The organism is Algiphilus aromaticivorans DG1253 (assembly GCF_000733765.1).
GTDB classification, from domain to species: domain Bacteria; phylum Pseudomonadota; class Gammaproteobacteria; order Nevskiales; family Nevskiaceae; genus Algiphilus; species Algiphilus aromaticivorans.
The window spans coordinates 2990804-3009048 of the sequence record NZ_JPOG01000001.1; the positions used below are offsets into that span (position 1 = coordinate 2990804).

Below are 18245 nucleotides of genomic sequence, written 5' to 3' on the forward strand. Positions count from 1 at the left end.
GTCAACCTCCCGACGATGTCGGACGAATGAGAGCGCGCAGGCGCTCGGACTGCGAACGCAGTCGGTTCAGCTCGGATTCCTCGATCCCGGCGGAGGCAGCGAGCTCTTGCGCGCCCTGCCTGTCGCCATTGATCATCATCAGCATGATGAGGTTGCTGCGAGCGCGCTCGTTCTCCGGCGCAAGCTCGAGTGCAGTGGCGAGTTGCAGGCGCGCGTCGCTGAAACGCCCCGCGCGCAGCAGCGCAAAGCCGAGATCGTTGCGCATCGCGATATTGGTCGGGCGTGCATGTACGGCGTCTATGAAGTATTCGGTGGCGCGAGCGAGATCGCCATCGCGCGCGGCGATCAGGCCCAGGCCGTGCTGCGCCTCGCCCCGCAGCGGGGTATCGCGCAGCTTCAGGAACAGCGCCTTGGCCTGACCATCCAGCTCCAGGCCGTAGAGCGCACGCGCCTCGTAGAGCGTCAGCTCAGGGGTGCCACCACCGTCGCGCTTGTACTCCTCAATGTGGGCAAGCGCGGCATAGTGCTTGTCCTGCGCCAGCAGGCGCGCGATCAGATCGCGGTAAACGGCGTCTTCGCTGTCACGCTCGTCGCTCATGCGCGTATCGCGCTCGACCTCGTGCACGAAGCCGCTCGATGAGCAAGCTGACAGCCCCAGACTCCCGGCCACAAGAAGCCCGGCCGAAACAAGCCAGCGCGCCGGCCTATCCCGCGACATCGCCCAGCGCCTTGATGATGGAGACGAAGGCCGGCCCGGCGACGAAGACGAGCAGCGCCGGGAAGAAGAAGAGCACCATAACCACCGTCATGCGCCCGGAGATCTTGTTGACCTTCTCGCGCATGGTCATGCTGCGCCGCTCCTCCAACACTTCGAGAGCTTCCAGCAGCGGGCCGCGGATCTCGCCACCGTAGCGGTCCACCTGGCGCAACACCCCCAGCACATTGCCGAGCTCGCTGACGTCGAGAGCTTCTTCCAGATTGCGCAGAACCTCGCTCGAATCCGCTCCGGCTTCCAGCTGGCGGATGACCACGGCGAGCTCGCGGTTCAGCTCGGGCAACGTGCCTCGGCCTTCACGCACCAGGCTCGCCAGCGCCTGACGCGTCGACAGGCCCGCTTCGAAGAGCAGCACGAGCAGATGGATGAACAGAGGCACTTCGCCCGCGATCCGTCGCTGCCGGACTTCAGCCTTCTTGCGCAGCAGGAAGCGCGGCGCCAGCAGGCCAGCAAAGACGCCCATCAAAAGGTAGACGATCAGCTCAATGCCGGTCGCGGCCTCGCCTCCAAGCAGCCAGACGAGCACCGCCAAGCCCCCCGCCAACAAGGGGAGAAGCAGCTGAGCGATGTAGAAGTAGCTGCGCTGCGCAGTACTGCGCCAGCCGGCCTGCACCAGCAGGCGCGGGGTTTCGTTATCGGTGTCGACGAGGCGCTCGACGGCACGGCCGCCAGCCTCCATATCCTCGAGCCAGCCACTGGCGGCTGCGCGCTCCTCGCCCCTATCCGGCGCGTCGTGCATCAGTCGCCCACGCAGCTGGCGTTCGGCGCGCGCGCGCATCGCAAGCATGACGAGCAGCCCCAGCGCCATGACGGCCAGAAACAGTGCACCGGCAACGATGAGGGGCAGAAACTGGCCGCTCATGCTTCACCGTCCTGGACGCCCGCGATCATGCGCCAGATCACGACGACGCCGGCCACCTGCATTAGCGCCGAGCCTATGAGCATCATTCGACCGCCAGAGTCGGCCCACATGTCGCTGTAGTACTCCGGGTTACGCGCCAGGATATAGAGCATGAGGCCAACGGGAATCACCGCCAGAACGACTGCCGAGAAGCGCGTCTCGGCGGTCAGCGCGCGCAGCTCGCGCGCCGCCATATCCCGCGAGCGGATCGCCTGCACAAGGCTGCGGAAAATGTCGCGCAGACTGCCGCCGTAGCGGCGATTGATGGTGGCCGCCATGGCCATGACCTGCAGGTCACGCAGGCGGTGGATTTCGGCCATTTCGGCAAGCACCGCGTCCACCGAGGCGCCCAGCCGGATCTGGCGGCCGACGCTTACGAAGAGCCCGCGCAGCGGATCGTGGGCTTCCTGCGCCGAGGCGATCAGCGATTCTTCCAGGGAATTGCCCGCCGAAAGCACGCGCGAAACGCTTTCCAGGAAATCGGGAAGCTGGTCGATGATCTGCGCACGCCGGCGCGCGGCCTGACGGGCGAGCACGGCCCAGGTGATGGTCAGCACGATGAGAATCGCCACAAGCCCGGCCAACCAGCCCATGAGTACGATCGCCACCGGCACCAGCAAAACGAAGGCGATGAGCCAGCGCGCGATCATGCCCGGATCGGTGTCGGCGCCAGTGCGCCAAACAAGATGACAGACCCAGCGCAGCAGCGGGTTCTCGACTCGCTGCACCTCGCCACCGATACCGGCGAGGCCCGCCGCGTCGGCACCGGCGCGCAGACGCAGCAGGACCTCCTCCTGGCGCTCGCGGGTGCGCGCCCGGGTCCACAGCAGCATGGCAACGACCATGGTGAGCAGCGCCAGCGCGAAAACGAGGATGGCCGCAATCTGACTCATGCGGCCTCCTGGTCGCGCAGGTCCTCAATGCGATCGCTATCCGCGTCGAAACGAAAAAGATCGCGAATCTGCACCTCTCCGTCCTTCAGCCCGGTGATCTCCGAGACCGCCATAACGCGGCGCGCACCGTGAGGCAGCCGGCTGACGTGAACCAGCAGCTCAACGCCTGAGACGATCTGACCGCGCAGCGTGACCTCACTGCCGCTATATCCGGCGAAGCCGGCCAGCATTTCCAGACGGTTGATCGCGTCGTTGATGCCGTTGGCGTGAATGGTGGTCATGGAACCGTCGTGGCCGGTGTTCATGGCCTGCAGCATGTCCAGCACCTCGTCGCCACGCACCTCACCGACGATGATGCGGTCGGGCCGCATGCGCAAGGCATTGCGCACCAGATCGCGCGCCGATACGGCGCGCTCGCCTTCGAGATTCGGCGGCCGGGTTTCCAGACGCACGACGTGCGGGTGCTCCAGACGCAACTCAGCGGCATCTTCCACCGTCACGACGCGCTCGGCCTGCGGTATCCACTGCGAGAGCAGATTCAGGAAGGTGGTCTTGCCAGAGCCGGTGCCGCCGAGCACGATCAGATTGGTGCGCCCCGTCACGCGCTCGGCAAGATAGTCGAGCACTTCGCGTGTGGCACTACCAAAGCGGATGAGATCCTCGGCAGTCAAAGCCTGCTTGCGGAACTTGCGGATGGACAGGCAGGGCCCGTCCAACGCGATGGGCGGAATGATGGCGTTGACTCGCGAACCGTCGGGCAAGCGCGCGTCAACCATGGGCGTGGATTCGTCCACGCGCCGGCCCAGCGGGGCGAGGATGCGCTGAATGACGCGCAGCACGTGGCGATCGTTAGCGAAGCGAATCGGCACCGATTCGAGCACGCCGTCGCGCTCGACGAAGACCCGAGCGGGCCCGTTGACGACGATGTCGTTGACGCTGTCGTCGTCGACCAGCTCCTGCAGCGGTCCGTAGCCGACCAGCTCGTCGTGGGCGTCACGCGCCAGCCATTCGGTCTCGCGTGCATTCACCGGCAGGCGCTGCTCGACGACATAGCGTCGTACCTGCTCGGTCACAAAGCGCTCGATGCGCTCAGTGCTCCAGCTGTCAAAGTCGATGTCGCGTTCTTCGATCAACTGGATGAGATGGCGATGCAGCTTGGCCTTCAGATCCTGATATTGATCCGAAAGCCGAAAATCCTGCTGCGTGGCCGCTTCGTGCTTCATGACCGACCGAATATCCGGGACAGCATCCCGCTGGATTTATCCTTCGCACCGCCGGCACCGCGGCCGAGAAGTTGCTCGGCGAGCGCGACGATCTCCCGGAGATAGGGATCGCGCGGAGCCACCGTCGACAGCGGCTCGCCGGAGTTCATCGCCTGAACGCGATTACCCGGCTGACAGCTCAGCGTGGCGGCCAACGGCAACTCCAGCAACTGCGAGAGATTGTCAGCGTCCAGGCCGAGCCGACGCTGGTAGCAGTCCACCACCAGCCGCGCATGATTGAGGGCGACATCGCTGAGGCGCAGCTCGCGCAGCAGATGCTTGTTGTGCCGCGAGCGAAGGATCGACTGATCGGTAACCAGCAGGCTGTGGTCGGAGATGCCGATGACCCCGGTGAGGAGATTCGTCCCGGCATGACCATCCGCTGCGACGACCACGAAGCCGAAAAGCGTACGCAGCACCTCGATCAGACGCACCAGTTCGTCGCCGTCGATGTCGGGAAAGCCGAGTGTCTCTTCCGGCAGACTAAGCACATAAAGCCCGCTACCGTGACGCGAGAAAGCCGTGTCGACTAGCGTCTGATCGCAGCGATAGACGTCGTTGACTGCGTCGAGCAGGCTGTAGGACGGGTTCAGATTGAGGAAGACCGCGCTCGCGCCCGGCGGCGCCGAGAGGTCCAGCAGCAGCCCGCGCTCGGCTTCGCTGCGCGACTTCAGAAGCTCCAGCGCCAGATGCTCGGCGCAGAAGGCGACCCCCTCGTAAGCCGTCGCCGAGAACAGCGTCAGCACCCGACCCTGCTGGGGCAGATTGCCACCTCGGCTGGTCCCGCCGCTCACGGAACGACGCAGGACCTTGGAGAGCAGATCGGGTAGATGCGTGTCGTCGCGTTGCAGGACAAAGAAGTCGCGCGCACCGCTGCGCATCGCCGACAGCACCAGATCCTGGGCGGCGTCGGCGCCGATGCCGACCACCGGCACATCCGGATAGCGCTCCAGGAAGCCCTCGATGAGCTTGCTGCGCGCCTGCTGGTTGTCGGCCGTGAACTCGAAGAAGACAACGTCGAAACGACCGATGCTCGCCAGCCGGTCGACCAACTCGTCGGCATTGGATGCGCGCAGAAGCGAGAACTCGGCCGCACTGCCCACGCCCTTCTGGAGCCAGTTGACGAATACCGGATCGTCGGCGACCACCACGCCTTGCGTCTTCATCAGCGAGTCCGCTCTAGCGCGAGAAGCCGAAGCTGGACTGGTCGAACTCGCCCCGCTCCTGGAAGATGAACTGATCGAAGCGCGGGTCGTACTCGTCCTCGTCGACGCCGGGAAGCCTTGGCATATCGGCGTTGCGGCCGATGGGACGCACCAGATGCGGCGTCACCACCATGATCAGCTCGCGCTCCTCGCGCGAGCGCTCGGCGGACTTGAAGAAAGCGCCGAGAATGGGAATATCTCCCAGCCAAGGTAGCTTGCTCAGATCATTGATCTGATTGGAGCTGACCAGCCCGGAAATCACAAAGCTCTCACCATCACCCAGCTCTACCGTGGTGTCGGTGCGCCGCGTGGTCAGAGCGGGGACGGAGGTACCGCCGACCTCGATGCCGGCAGTGAAGTCCAGCTCGCTGACCTCGGGGGCCACCTTCAGTGCGATGCGGTCGCGCGAGAGGACGGTCGGCGTCAGATTCAAGCGCACGCCGAACTCCTTGAACTCGACGGTAATGCCACCTGCGCTCGCGCCGCCCTGCGCGACCGGCACCGGGAACTCGCCACCGGCCAGAAAGCTCGCCGTCTGGCCGCTGGTCGCGGTCAGACTCGGCTCGGCCAGCGTGCGCGCCATACCCTTGGATTCGAGCAGGCTGAGAACGCCGAGAATGCCGTCGGTGGCGTCACCGAGGACCAGGTTGAAGGCGTTGTTCAGCGGAACAATATTGGACTCAATGGTAAAGCCGTTTGCCTGACTGCCGTCGATCCCGCTCAGCGAGCCGGGCGAGAAGACACCGCCGGTAGTGTTGGCAATGTTGCGCGCGAAATTGAAGCCGTAACGCTGGGCCGTACGCCGGCTCACCTCCGCGATCTTGATCTCGGTAAGAACCTGCGTCTCCATGGCCACGACGCTGTCGTCGACCACCTCATCACCACCCGCGCGCGCGCGACTCTTGGCCCGGCGATGTGCCATGAGATTCGGCAGTGGCCCGCGCAGGCCCTGGCCGGGGCTGATGGTTGCCTTGGCGAGATCTGGATCCGGCTCCTGCTCCCCGAGCGACTGCGGCATGACTTCCAGCCGCAGCCGCTCGGGAGCGCCAGCGCCTTGCGGCCAGATGAGCAGGCTCGTCTCACCGACACTCTTGCCGGTAACGAGGAGCTCGCGCCGGTTGATGACGTTGACCTCAGCGAGCTCGGGGTTGCCCACCGCTACGCGCACCACGGCCCGCTCGCGCCGCAGGAGCTCGTGGGTCCCGCTCTCCACGCGCAGCCGGTTCTCCGTTGCGGAGGGCGCCTGCGCTCCCACTGTGGCGGTCGCGCCAAGCAACAGAACCGGGAGAGCGAGAAAAACGGAAACGCGGTGAATCAGGTGTCGCTTCTTCATGACGAATCCTTGCGCGGAGCGGGCACGGCGGCTTTCGGGGCGCATCAATCGAGAACCGTATTCACGTCGGCACCGTGATAGACGTAGATCCTGTGGCGCGGCGGCCGATTCGACTCCTTCTTGGGTGTCTCCACTTCGGAAAGCTTAGCGGCGGTCAACGGGGCATCGTCGTCGTCCGTGTCAGCGTCACCGGCCTTGTTCTCAGCAGCCTGAGCGAGTTCGGTGTCCGATATCGGCTCGACGTCGTCGTCAGCGAGCGCGTCGAGACCCGCTGTTTCCGGCTTCTGGCCGTGCATGGCCAGCCGCACCTCGCCGATGCTTGAGCCGAGCATCAGACGCGTGACTTTGTCATCCGGAACGGCGAGCACAACCGTGCGCTGACGTCGGCGGCGCTCCTGCTCCTCCTCGTCACCCAGCCCCTCGGGTCGATCGATGATGCGATTCTCCAGCGCAAGCACGCGTACCGATGGCAGCAGCTGCCTCGCCTGCACGGCCTCCACACCCGACCCACTGCGCAGATAGACGAGCACGTCGACGGTATCCCCAGGCTTCAGGAAACCGCCAACTGCGATGACATCATTGACCTCCAGGGAGACCGCCTTGTGCCCCTCCGGCACGATGCGCGCCAGCGGATTGGATGCCTTGAAGTAACGGCCCGTCAGCGGCGCGCCCGGGTCGACATCAACCAACGGGATGCGGTTGATCACATCCTCGACGCTGCTGAAATGACCATCCGGCTGCACAGCCACCGGCGCGACGCGCACCTGCTCGGCGCTGATCGGCTCGTTCGCCGCCAGTGGCGCAATAGCAACCACGGCGCGCGGCATCGATTCGGTGGGATCGGCAGCAGCTTCGGCATCCCCCTCAGCGCTGGTGGGCTGCTGTTCCGCGACGGAATAGCTTCGGGTCATCTGGAAAGCCACCACGGCCAGCACGATAGCGAGCAGGACCGTGACGGCGGCGATGATCTTCAGAGCGTTGCTACTCATTGTGACCCCCAGGCAAACGCGGCGGGCGCGTCAATTATCAGATTAGCGCAATGGCGGAGGCCCGCATGCGCGCCGGCAGCGGCGGCACCTCGCCGACAAGCGGAAGCGTAATGATGGGGAATATGGCCGGCGTCGACTCACTCACATCGAAGTCGAGCTCCACCCGAACTGCGCGCATACCGTCGACATCCTCGAAGCTTACCGTGCCGATGGCCTCGCCCGCGCTGTCTGCGAAACGCGCCCGCTGGCTGGCCGGCATCCAGTCCAGGATACGGCTGGCCGTGCTGCGCACCGTGCTTGCCACCAGCGTTTCGTAATCCTCCGCCGCCGGATCGACGCGAATGGCCGACTCGGCCGCCGTCTTCGCTGCGTAGTGGATCGATTCGTTGATCACGAAGACGTAGCTGTAAACGATCGTCCCGTAAATCAGCATGAAGAGAATCGGGAAGACGAAGGCAAACTCCACCACTACGCTGCCGCGTTGGTGATGGGCCCGCCTGGAATCGGAACGGCGCATTATTGAGACCCCTTAGCGCGCCATCAGCCAGAACGTCAGCGTGGCGCTGAGGAAAAGCGATGGCACGGCCGGCTGGCGCCGCAAGGTGCCGGTCAGCCGCGCGACAAGACTCCAGAGCCCGAGCAGCAGCCCCCAACCCAGCAGCAGCGGCAACACCAGCGGCCAGCCTACAGCAAAGCCGCTGGCCGCCACCAGCTTGACGTCCCCGCCCCCCAGCGCGCCCAGGGCATAGCCTGGCAAGGTCAGCGCCGCACCCAGTCCCAGCCCCGCCAACGCGCTGGCCCAGCTGGAAGCCGGGCCGGCATCAGGTGCGACGAACTGTGTGACGATGGCGATAGCCATGATCAGGCCGGGCAGGAGATGAGGGACTTCGCGTCGCCATAGATCCCAACCGGCGGCGACTCCGAGAAGCAGGCTCATCGAAAGCAGGTACATCCGACTGCCTCCCGACAAGCCGATCGCTAATGGAATCGGGAGCCTGCACCGTATGGGCTCCGATCAGGCGTCCTCGCGCCGGGGCTAGCCCGCACCTGCAATCTTGCTCGACGCCGTCTCGAAGAGCGTGTTGAGCCCCGTACCGATATTGGTCAGCACGACGATCAACACCACCGCAATCAGGCCGATGATGAGGCCGTACTCGATGGCGCTGGCGCCCTCGTCGTCCGACAAAAGAGACTGAATCCAAACCGAGAGATAGGTAAACATTAATTGGCGCCCTCCTGGGCTATGAACGAACAACTTCCGTTGCGGCGAATCCAGATTAGGCGCGAGGCGGTTCGGGTGTCAAAGCGCTTTATCCCCGTACGCACTACCTTTCGTCGGCTTCGCCATGACGACCACGGCACGTATCGCGCTGTCGATACCGATAACGGACAACATAGCCGCATACCCACCAAAGCACCAGAGAGAACAGGATGCCCGCATAGCCGTCGACGGCGTAGTGCCAGCCAAGATGCACTGATCCGACAAGAATGCAGAGAAGGAATGCGGCGCCGCAGGCTCCCGCCAAGGCACCTCCGAAGCGCCAGGCGAGGAGCGCAATCAGGGTGGTGGTCGCGAGATGCATGCTCGGCATCGCGGAGATGGCGCTCGTCAGCCCGCCATCGCCGGAACGATAACCCTCCCAGAGCAGCGACTGGACATTCAGCGCCCACACCGGCCATGCGGCATCCGATGCTTGCAGCTGCGCCAGCAGGGGGGCGTAGGGGTCGGGCAGACCCACTACGAACCCGTAATAGCAAGGCCCGGCCGACGACATGGTGATGGCGAGCGCGGTCCCCATGACGACCCATGAAGCGTAGAAAGCAAGCAGGAATTGCGCGCGTAGCTCGGGGCGCCGCCTGTTGAATGCCACCCATACATAGGTGAAATGCATCACGAAGAACCAGAGGTGGTAGACGACGTTGATCGCCGCCGTGAGAAACGGCGTATGCAATGCGCGATGCAGATGCACCCAGGGATCCGTTCCGCCGTGCATCCAGCGATCCAGACGAAACAGGCGCTCATCCCAGGAGAAGGGTTGTAGTTCGGGAATCATCGCCTTCCACGCCGAGAACAAGCTGGTAAAGATCACCAGAAGCACAAGCAGCCAGATGCCGCCATACAGAGGCGCTGGCGAACGCACATGGGTGCGGACATCTCCGACGATATGGGCGAATGGAGAAGGCGGCCGGACGACCGCGACGACGCAGATGAGGTAGAACATCAGGGCCCCACCTCCTATGGTCGCTGCCGCGAAGGGAAGGTGGCTCAGGAAGCCCTGGCGCACTGCCTCGCCGAAGGAGCGTCCCTGCAGCAGCAGAACCAGCATGAGCGCCATGCCGTAGCCGGCGACCAGAATCGGCAAGATTGGATCCCGCGCCACGGGATCGTGCACGTGCCTCGCCCGGGTTGCCTCGTCCCCGGCAATGGTCGGCTCCATCACAGCGTCACGCCACAGCCGGCCCGAGACGCATTGCATGCACCCTGGTGGCAATGTGACCGGAAAGCTTCCAGACAAGCAGCGTCAACGGAATGGCGATATACGCATCGACGGCGTAGTGCCAGGCGAGGTGCACCGACCCAATGACAATGCCGATGAGGAAGAACAGGCCGGCGACTCCGGCAAGCCTGCCGTAACGGCAGGCGAGCAGAAAGACGAGGGTCGCGGTCGCCACATGCATGCTGGGCATCGCGGAAATGCCGCGACCGACGGCCAGTCGCCCGTCCTGATAGTCGGCCCACAGCATGGCCTGGACATCCAGCGCCCAGACCGGAAAGCGTGCATCGGCCGCTCGCAGATATGCCTGCAATGCTGCATAGGGATCGGGTTGCCCGGTGACCTCGGCAAAGTAGCAGGGGCCGGCGGAAGCCATAAGGGTCGCAAGGAAGCTGCCCAGAAGAATCCACAGCAGGAAGAAACTGATCATGAACTGCGTCCGAAGCACGAGGCCACGAATCGCAAAAGCCTGGCTGAAGAAGACGAAAAGGATCACGAAGAGCCAAGCATGGTAGAGCGCGTTGATGGCACTGGTGACCAGGGGAATGCCGAGCGCGGGTTGCAGCCAATGCCACGGGGCGCGTCCGCCATGCAAGCGCAGGTCCCAGGCGTGAAGGGTCGGATCCCAGGAGAACGCGTTCAGCTCCGGAATCATCATCTTCCAGGACGAGTAGACACTCATCAGCAATGAAAGAAGCACCGTCGCTACCAGACCGGCCATCACCCGCTCCGGCACGGCGGCATGACGCGCTGCCTCGACGGCGCTCCGCAGCGGGAACCGGGGACGCTCCATGATGACGATGCGCAGCAGCCAGCCGACCGCGAAAAGCGTGAGGTAGGCTGCCATCGTGATCAGCACGTCTTCGCCGTAGAGCGCCATCACGACGGCGCCATCCAGCCCATGCTGCTTCGCCAGACCGATCGCAGCGAGACCGTATGCGACGACGAGCACGCCCAACAACACCTGTTCCCGGGCAATGGCGGCTATGGTCATGCGACCATTCGTTGCCGTAATGAGGAGCTCCTTCCTTGACGACAGAGAACCGGAATCCGGCGAGCGGACGCTGCCACCGCAGTTGGCATAGCCGAACGGACGCTGGGCCATGCACGCCCTCGCTCCGCTCCTCCAGGCGCCAACGACAGCGACGACAACTCGCTGCAGCAGGATCACAATGACGACCTGGATCATAGGCGATCTGCAAGGCTGCCACGAAAGCCTGCAGTCCCTGCTTGCGGACATCGGCTTCAACAGTGCGCGCGACGAGCTGATCTTCGTCGGCGACCTCGTCAACCGCGGGCCGGATTCGGAAGGCTGCCTGCGCCATGTGCAGCGGCTCTGTGAAGCGGGCAGCGCGCGAACGGTGCTGGGCAACCATGACCTGCATCTGCTGGCGGTAGCGGCCGGGTTGCGCAAGCCCAACCGCGACGACACCCTGGATGCGATTCTCGCCGCGCCCGACCGCCGCGCACTGCTCGACTGGCTCGCGCGGCAGCCGCTGATGTTGCACCTCGACGACGATGCCGTGACCCATGCCGGGCTGCACCCTGATTGGGATATGCGGACCGCCAGCGACTGCGCCGCCGAGCTACAGACTGAGCTCTCGCGGCCCGATCGAGAACGCTTTCTGGCGCGCATGTACGGCAACGAGCCGGCGCGCTGGGCGGCGTGCCGGGACGACGAGGGACGCCAGCGCTTCGCGGTCAACGTGTTCACGCGCATGCGCTTCCTGCGCACCGCCGATCACGCGCTGACACTCAAGGCCAAGGGCAGCGCCGAGCAGCCGCCCGAGGGCTGCCTGCCCTGGTTCATGCTGCCGCACCAGCGTCCGGCCCACAGCCGTGTCTTCTTCGGGCACTGGTCGACACTCGGCACCGTGGCCTGGCCAACCTACGGCGTCTACGGCCTGGATACCGGTTGTCTCTGGAACGGGCGACTGACGGCCTGCGACCCCGAGAGCGGCACGCTGCGCAGCGTGCCGACAGCGCCCGGCGAAGGCCGCTCTCCGTCTTGACCGCGTCGGATATGCCCGCTTGTCGGAAGATGGACGCTGCTCGTCGAGCCCGAATTGCCGTGAGGTGACGGGCAGTTCAGGATGATGAGCGAGTTCCACCGGAGCATCACGTGTTCTCACGCAAAAGACGCATCGCGGCCGAGCCGCTGGAAAACGAGGCAAGCGGGACCTATCTGCTGGCGCTGGACGGTGGCGGCGCTACCGCCACCGAAAGCCAGCGCGATCTGCAGGCGGTCATACCCGAGAACGCGCGATGCGCGCTGCAGGACGCCGATTCCTTCCGCCCACGCGAAGCGGCACGGGCACGTTTCGTGCTCTGCCTCTTCGCCTCCGAGGCAACGCTGGATCAGGTGGCCGACGCCGTGCTGGAGGCCCGCGCCGACGGCGCCACCACCACTCTGATCGTGGCCGTGCGCCCCAACGCACTTGTGGCACTGGGCCGGTGGCTGAGTCGACGTGCGGAAGCGGAGCGCCTGGCGGGCACCCGGCTGATGGTGGCCACGGATATCGCCGACGTCACCCGTCAGCTGCCCGACCGGCTCACCCCCGTCAGCGAAGACAACGTCATCCGCATGCCGAAGAGCACGGAAGTCGAGGATTCGGCGAAGACGACCTTCTTCACGTTCAGCCCGCAGATGCACGCACTGGTGGCGCGCATCCGCGCCTTCGCGGATAACGGCATCGAGCGCGCCTACCTGCTGGGCGGACCCGGCAGCGGCAAGACCTCGCTTGCCTACTACTATTACCTGGCGCGTGGCAAAGGTCGCTTCGTCTCGGTCAACCTTCTGGCCGAGGACACGAACGACAAATCCGCCATCAAGTCGCTGCTCTGTGGCCATGTACCGGGCGCCTTTCCCGGCGCCGGCGCGCGCGTCGGCAGCTTCGATATCGCACGGGACGGCGTCTGCTTTCTTGACGAGAGCCATGGCGTCATGGGCTCGGTCATGGAAACGCTGATGGAGGCGCTCGACAACGGCCAGTACATGCCTTACGGCGCCGCGGCCAAGCGGCCACTGCAATGCGCGCTGGTGTTCGCCACCAATCGCAGCTGGGACCACCTTCTGGCGTCGGTGAATATCGACGAGTTCACACGGCTGGGCGCCGCGACGCTGCAGGTGCCGGAGCTGTCGGGGCGCGAGGAGGACATGATCGCCATCACCGCGACCACACTCGCGCGTCTCAGTGCGCCCTGCACGTCATGGGAACCGCCGACCGGTCTCGACACCGCCGCATGGCAGCGCATCCTCGAGTGCCGATGGCACGGCAATGTACGCGCACTGATCCGCGTACTGGAAGCCGCTTTCGTCGAAACCGCCAGCGGCGGCGGCGCCGGCAGGGACCTTATCGGTGCCGATGCGATCGAAGCCGGCATCCGGCTGTGGGAACCGGCGGAGCATCACAGCCACGCGATTTTCGCGAGCAGCATGGACGAAGCAGCCCCCGGGGCTTGAATCGGCCGCTTCATTGCAGCGCTCCGGCCGGCAACGGGATCGTCGCTGTACCCGCCGCGGCGGGCGATGATCGCTCGCCGACGAACAGCTGCCACATGTTACCGGCCTGACACGCAAAGAGGCGCCCGTAGGCGCCTCTTTGCTTGAGGGCATGGCCAGCGCCTCGCGCGGCCTGCCTTTGTTGACGCATCAACCCTCCAGCGGCACCCGTCCCTCGCGCTCGGCCTGCTCGGCTTCCTTGTTCAGCGGGAGCACGAAGCGGCACAGCGCCGGACAGAGGATGACCGCGCCCAGCATGTTCGCGGAGAACATGAAGACCAGAAGCAGGCCCATGTCCTTCTGGAACTGTAGGTCGGAGAACAGCCAGGTCGCCACGCCACCGGAGAGACAGACGCCGGTGAAGACGATCGCCTTGCCGGCCTGACGCAGCGTGGCCACATAGGCGTTGCGCAGCGTCTTGCCGTTCTGCACGACCTCGCGCTGGATCACGTCGTAGATATAGATGCCGTAGTCGACACCGATACCCACAGCCAGCGCGACCACGGGCAATGTCGCCGTCTTGAGACCGATGCCGAAGAGGGCCATCAAGGCGTTGGCGAGGAAGATGGCCATCAGCAGCGGCGTCACCACCGCAACCACCGCAGCCAACGTCTGATAGGGAAGCAGCAGGAGATGGTGATCGTGACGTAGACCCAGAAGATCGTCTGGAACTCGCGCTGGTGCACCACCTCGTTGGTTGCGCCCATCACACCGACGTTGCCGGACGCCAGCGCGAAGTCGACCGGACAGGTCTTGTCGTACTCGGCGCACGCCGATCTAAGCCGTCCGCAGAAGCGGGATAGAACACGATTGCGTCGACTCTCGATAGTCAGAATCATCCGCCGTGCAGGCGGAAAACCTGGCCCCTGCCCGACGTCTCTGTAACCGCTCCCGCTGCCCGCAGTTTGGGCCGCCAATGGCTCAGTGTGCCAACGCGCCCCGACACGAAGTTGACACTCTGGCAGCGTTTGGCGCTCGCCCGCTAACTCCGACGCCAGACTTCGAATCCATGCAGGGTTTCGATCAATCTATAGTCCCGCCACGCTTCCGCGAAGCGTGGATCCTGTTGAAAGAACGCCAGGTAATCAAAGTCCGTCCCGTCGAAATAGGTCTTGCGCGATCGCACATCCACGATAACCACCTGTGGGCGACCTTCAAGAAAATCCTCGATCGTCGAGGTGCGCGCAAAGTCGAGAACCCCGAGGAGCGCCTCACGACGATCCTCGGGAACCGGCTCTTCTTTCGACAGTTGCCGGACGGCTCCTGGAATGAGCCAGAGTGCGGAATACCGAGAAGTGACCTCGGCATCATGCGTATTAGCCATCGGATAACTGCCCCATACATGGGCGCCAAGAAAAACAAAGCTGCTTTGCGATCCGTCCGTGGCAAGGAATCGACCGAAGACCTGCGCCATCTGGGAGTGGTAGGGGCCGCGCAGAGCAGGTGACAACGCAACCATTGCAGCGAGCGCGAGTACTAGCACACGCGGGGCCTGCTTCTTTGGGCGCGGCGAGGCACTGACACACAGCCAGGCGATCAGGATTCCCAAGTAGATGTTGACCGGGATGAACTGATACACCCAGCCTTTCCCCTGCCACAGGTACGCGAGCAGCGTCGCGGCGACCACCACCAGCAAACTTTCCGCTGTTTTACGTTTCTCCTCGCATGGAAAGCGGGATTGAATATAGGCAAGCGTAGCGAGCAACGCCCCTATCACCGCAGACACCTGCAGCACCTGCTCGAACGATGCCCGGTATGCGTCATACACGAGTCGCCCCATCGGTACGATCGTTTCCAGATAGCGCGGGTGCAACAGGGCAATCGCGAGCAGATACGCCAGACAACCTAGCCCGATCGCCACGTGCTCTGCCCTCAGAACGCGCCCTGCGCCTCGTGTTCTCACAAGATCGTGGCTCACCAGGAACAACGGGATCACGAGGAAGTAGGGCTTGAGCGCCAAGCCAAGCATGGCATAAAGACCAAGCAACACACGCTCCCACCTCCCGCAATCCGCGTTGAGGGCAACGGCAAGCACGTACGGAAGAGAGAAGACGGCCATGAGGTGTTCGCGTTGACCGAACACCGAGATCGGGGTCACCAGGAAACCCGCTGCTACCGCGCCCAACATGACGAAGTGCACGAGAGGGCCCGTCGTCTGGATGAGAAGCCTCCGAGCCCAGAGCAGCGAAACCATACATATGACAGCCATGAAAGCTGCGTAGGCGGCCTCGTGAGTCAACCCACTGATCGCCTTGCTCAGCCAGATGGAAGGAGCGGTCAGGTAGAAGGCCAGTGGCGGATTGATCTCCATGATGTCGCGGTAGAGAGTCGCACCGTCCAGCCACCTTGCGGTTGCAATGAAGTACCAGCTGGTATCGTGATTGAAGGTCGTTCCCGCGTAGAAGCAAAAGGCGATGCCGACCGTAGCGACCAAAATCGCAATTTCCAGCCATCCGCCAGGGGAACCTGTTTCTTCGGGGCGAACCTTGAACGCATAGAACCGTGCGATCACGTAGTTCACCGGTGGCACTAGCACCGCAACGAGCGCCAGCGCACCAAACAACGGCAGCCCGAATCGCTCACATACGATATGGACAATGGCGGAGGACAATGCGAGCGTGGCCACCGCGAGCAATGCGAAGCGCCCGATGCTCGATACATGCGCGGTGCGCGCGGCGAAGGTCCAGTAGAAATTGCCGAGATACCCCCATGCCGTCGCCACCACAAAGCCCGAAAGATTCGCCGCAGCCGGAGACAACCTCAGGCTGGTCCCGGCGATTGCTCCAATGCAAACATGCAACAGAGTTGCCATCAATCCGATGGCTACAAAGCGCGGGATCGTCCCGTCCAGAGCCTTCAATCCTGTATCGCCACAACCGCGTAGATTGAAAGACCGAAGGGGAATGGCAACCATCCAAGGATATAGCGCTCACAACCAAAAAGAACGGCGAAGCACTCGTTCAACCATTTCGGTAATGGTGGATTCGTCGGAATCGCATCCCGATAACTGCCAGTACGCAACCAAATCCGGTGCATCAACGCCAGAGGGAACAGCAGTGAATTGAAATAGCCGATGCGGATCACATCCATACCAGCCGCGCTAATGGCGGCCCGAAGACTGGCTACCGTGTATCGGCGCTTATGGTGGTGGAGCACGTCATGCCCGGACCACAGCCAGCTATAAGCCGGAACCGTCAAAATAAGCCGACCATCCGGCGAGAGCCGTCGTCCTAGCGCTGTAAGCGCGGCCACATCATCACCGACATGCTCCAGCACATCGAGGAGCGTTATCAACTGATAACTCTCCGCCAGACGGTCAAGCTCGTCAGGGAGGCGGCCCCGGAACACCCGCGCCGACGTGACGCGAGCAGCCATCCGGCATGCACCCGCGTTCGGCTCGAAGGCATCGACCTCTCCGAACGTCCCGAGAAAAGCCAGATTCCCGCCGGTCCCACAGCCTGCATCGAGAATGCGCAGGGAGCGATTACCAAACCTCTGACGGTGAATCAGCGCTGAAACAACAGCCCGACGACCTCGATACCACCAGTAACCCGCTTCCTCAGCGGCCAAGGCCGCGTACGCAGCCTCTTCCATCAGTCATCACCCTCTGTCGCATCGTCGAAGCCGAAGCTCGTCTCTACGACATACAGGGGGCGCCGCTTTACTTCATGAAAGATGCGACCGATGTATTCGCCGAGTACGCCCAAAGCGATCAGGTTGATACCACCGAGCACAAGCACAACGGTGATCAGCGATGCGTAGCCGGGAGTTGTGCGACCGAACGCCAAGGTGCTGACGACGATAAACATCGCGTAGATGAAGGAGGCGAGAGCGATGGCTGCCCCGAAATAAGTCCAGATGCGTAAAGGTACGGTGGTCGAACCGGTGATGCCGTCCAGGGCAAAATTCCACAGTCGCCACATGCTCCAGTTCGTGCGTCCGGAAGCCCTAGCTTCCCGCGTGTAGGCAACTTCTGCTGCTTCATAACCGGTCCACGTATAGAGGCCCTTCATGAATCGGACCCGCTCCGGCAGCTGACGAAGGATATCGACAATCTCCCGATCCATCAGCCGGAAATCACCAGCCTCAGCAGTAATAGGCACGTCGGCGAAGCGGTTGTAGATGCGGTAGAACAGCGATGCTGAGAATCGCTTCAGGAAAGTATCGCTGCTGCGATCGGCACGAACACCGTTGACCAACTTGGCGCCACCCAGCCACTTCTTCACCATCTGCACGATCACTTCCGGGGGATCCTGCAGATCGACATCCATCGGAATAACGGCACGCCCGCGACTCACGTCAAGGCCCGCCGACAAAGCGACATCCTTGCCGAAGCTGCGAGTGAGCGAAACAATTCGCACCCCCTGGAAGCGACGACTCGACTGCACCAAGGCCATCAACGTCGCGTCCCGGCTACCATCATCGACGAAGATGATCTCGCGGGTGGACACCTCAGGAAAACGCGCCGCGACGTCAGCGAGGCTCGCATCAAGTCGCTCCAGGAAGGGCATGATCGCCTCCTGCTCGTTGAGCACCGGCACAACCACGCTCAGACACGGTCGATCCGATGTCTCCACAGTGGAAAGACGACGCAGGAACTCCGTTCGATCAACGATCAAGGTGCGCTCCATTGCTTCGGAAGTGGAGCACGACATATTCCAGTGGAACCCGCTCGACCATGCCCCAATCGCAACCAAGTCCGCGCAATGCCTCACCGTCCGCGCGGAAGTGACGACAGAGCTCACGCGTCAAACGCATCGTCTCCATCAAGAATCGTACCCCCTCCGAGGCGTCGAGCAAGCGACCTTGGCTGCCCCAGCACAGGCATGCTGCCCCAGCCGGGAACAACCCCGCATTCACGCGAATCTTATCGTCGATGGCGGGAGGGTT

At 63.6% G+C, this 18245-nt stretch carries 19 protein-coding genes; 2 read left to right on the top strand and 17 right to left on the bottom strand.

Translation table 11 applies throughout. From position 1 onward, the window contains the following. Window position 1: 1 nt before the first annotated feature. The 12 genes from U743_RS13900 to U743_RS13955 form a co-directional block, all read right to left on the bottom strand. Window positions 2-718: a tetratricopeptide repeat protein gene (locus U743_RS13900; protein ID WP_084191564.1), complete on the bottom strand. Its 717-nt coding sequence runs from the start codon at window positions 716-718 to the stop codon at window positions 2-4. Further along, entirely contained in the window at window positions 705-1637 is a 933-nt protein-coding gene (locus tag U743_RS13905; RefSeq protein ID WP_043769064.1) for a type II secretion system F family protein, read from the bottom strand. Before U743_RS13905 ends, U743_RS13900 begins: the two co-directional genes overlap by 14 nt. Then, the gene (locus tag U743_RS13910; protein WP_043769066.1) at window positions 1634-2569 is read right to left on the bottom strand and encodes a type II secretion system F family protein; all 936 of its coding nucleotides are present in this window, start codon (window positions 2567-2569) and stop codon (window positions 1634-1636) included. Before U743_RS13910 ends, U743_RS13905 begins: the two co-directional genes overlap by 4 nt. Next, window positions 2566-3792, bottom strand: coding sequence for a CpaF family protein (locus tag U743_RS13915; protein WP_043769068.1), 1227 nt, complete (start codon window positions 3790-3792; stop codon window positions 2566-2568). The genes U743_RS13910 and U743_RS13915 overlap by 4 nt, the downstream gene beginning before the upstream one ends. After that, complete coding sequence (locus U743_RS13920) at window positions 3789-4997, bottom strand: AAA family ATPase (protein WP_043769070.1); 1209 nt, start codon at window positions 4995-4997, stop codon at window positions 3789-3791. Before U743_RS13920 ends, U743_RS13915 begins: the two co-directional genes overlap by 4 nt. A 13-nt stretch (window positions 4998-5010) precedes the next feature. Further along, on the bottom strand, window positions 5011-6369 hold the full coding sequence (locus U743_RS19660; RefSeq protein WP_043772280.1) for a type II and III secretion system protein family protein: 1359 nt from the start codon (window positions 6367-6369) through the stop codon (window positions 5011-5013). Window positions 6370-6413: 44 nt separating this feature from the next. After that, window positions 6414-7358 (bottom strand): Flp pilus assembly protein CpaB, encoded by a 945-nt coding sequence (gene cpaB, locus U743_RS13930; RefSeq protein WP_043769072.1) that lies wholly within the window; start codon window positions 7356-7358, stop codon window positions 6414-6416. A 37-nt stretch (window positions 7359-7395) separates the two neighbouring features. Then, window positions 7396-7875: a TadE/TadG family type IV pilus assembly protein gene (locus U743_RS13935; RefSeq protein ID WP_084191565.1), complete on the bottom strand. Its 480-nt coding sequence runs from the start codon at window positions 7873-7875 to the stop codon at window positions 7396-7398. A gap of 12 nt (window positions 7876-7887) precedes the next feature. Next, entirely contained in the window at window positions 7888-8310 is a 423-nt protein-coding gene (locus U743_RS18260) for a prepilin peptidase (RefSeq protein ID WP_052368202.1), read from the bottom strand. Window positions 8311-8394: 84 nt separating this feature from the next. Next, window positions 8395-8580: a Flp family type IVb pilin gene (locus U743_RS13945; protein ID WP_043769076.1), complete on the bottom strand. Its 186-nt coding sequence runs from the start codon at window positions 8578-8580 to the stop codon at window positions 8395-8397. Between the two features lie 103 nt (window positions 8581-8683). Beyond that, window positions 8684-9721, bottom strand: coding sequence for a phosphatase PAP2 family protein (locus tag U743_RS13950; protein WP_198022051.1), 1038 nt, complete (start codon window positions 9719-9721; stop codon window positions 8684-8686). Between the two features lie 82 nt (window positions 9722-9803). After that, window positions 9804-10958, bottom strand: coding sequence for a phosphatase PAP2 family protein (locus U743_RS13955; RefSeq protein ID WP_232226794.1), 1155 nt, complete (start codon window positions 10956-10958; stop codon window positions 9804-9806). Window positions 10959-11025: 67 nt separating this feature from the next. Between U743_RS13955 and U743_RS13960 the strand changes: the two genes are divergently transcribed. Beyond that, complete coding sequence (locus U743_RS13960; protein ID WP_043769078.1) at window positions 11026-11865, top strand: symmetrical bis(5'-nucleosyl)-tetraphosphatase; 840 nt, start codon at window positions 11026-11028, stop codon at window positions 11863-11865. Window positions 11866-11975: 110 nt separating this feature from the next. Beyond that, window positions 11976-13316, top strand: coding sequence for a sigma 54-interacting transcriptional regulator (locus U743_RS13965; RefSeq protein ID WP_052368205.1), 1341 nt, complete (start codon window positions 11976-11978; stop codon window positions 13314-13316). 189 nt (window positions 13317-13505) lie between these two features. Here the strand turns inward: U743_RS13965 and U743_RS13970 are convergent, their stop codons facing one another. From U743_RS13970 to U743_RS13990, 5 genes are all read right to left on the bottom strand, one after another. Further along, the gene (locus U743_RS13970) at window positions 13506-13943 is read right to left on the bottom strand and encodes an efflux RND transporter permease subunit (RefSeq protein ID WP_198022053.1); all 438 of its coding nucleotides are present in this window, start codon (window positions 13941-13943) and stop codon (window positions 13506-13508) included. Continuing rightward, window positions 13940-14194: a hypothetical protein gene (locus U743_RS19330; RefSeq protein ID WP_043769082.1), complete on the bottom strand. Its 255-nt coding sequence runs from the start codon at window positions 14192-14194 to the stop codon at window positions 13940-13942. Before U743_RS19330 ends, U743_RS13970 begins: the two co-directional genes overlap by 4 nt. A gap of 143 nt (window positions 14195-14337) precedes the next feature. Beyond that, a complete protein-coding gene (locus U743_RS13980) occupies window positions 14338-16215 on the bottom strand; it encodes a GtrA family protein (protein WP_043769084.1) in 1878 nt (625 codons plus the stop codon). Continuing rightward, window positions 16212-16949, bottom strand: coding sequence for a class I SAM-dependent methyltransferase (locus U743_RS13985; RefSeq protein WP_043769086.1), 738 nt, complete (start codon window positions 16947-16949; stop codon window positions 16212-16214). Before U743_RS13985 ends, U743_RS13980 begins: the two co-directional genes overlap by 4 nt. Beyond that, on the bottom strand, window positions 16949-17974 hold the full coding sequence (locus U743_RS13990; RefSeq protein ID WP_198022054.1) for a glycosyltransferase family 2 protein: 1026 nt from the start codon (window positions 17972-17974) through the stop codon (window positions 16949-16951). The genes U743_RS13985 and U743_RS13990 overlap by 1 nt, the downstream gene beginning before the upstream one ends. Window positions 17975-18245: the final 271 nt, after the last annotated feature.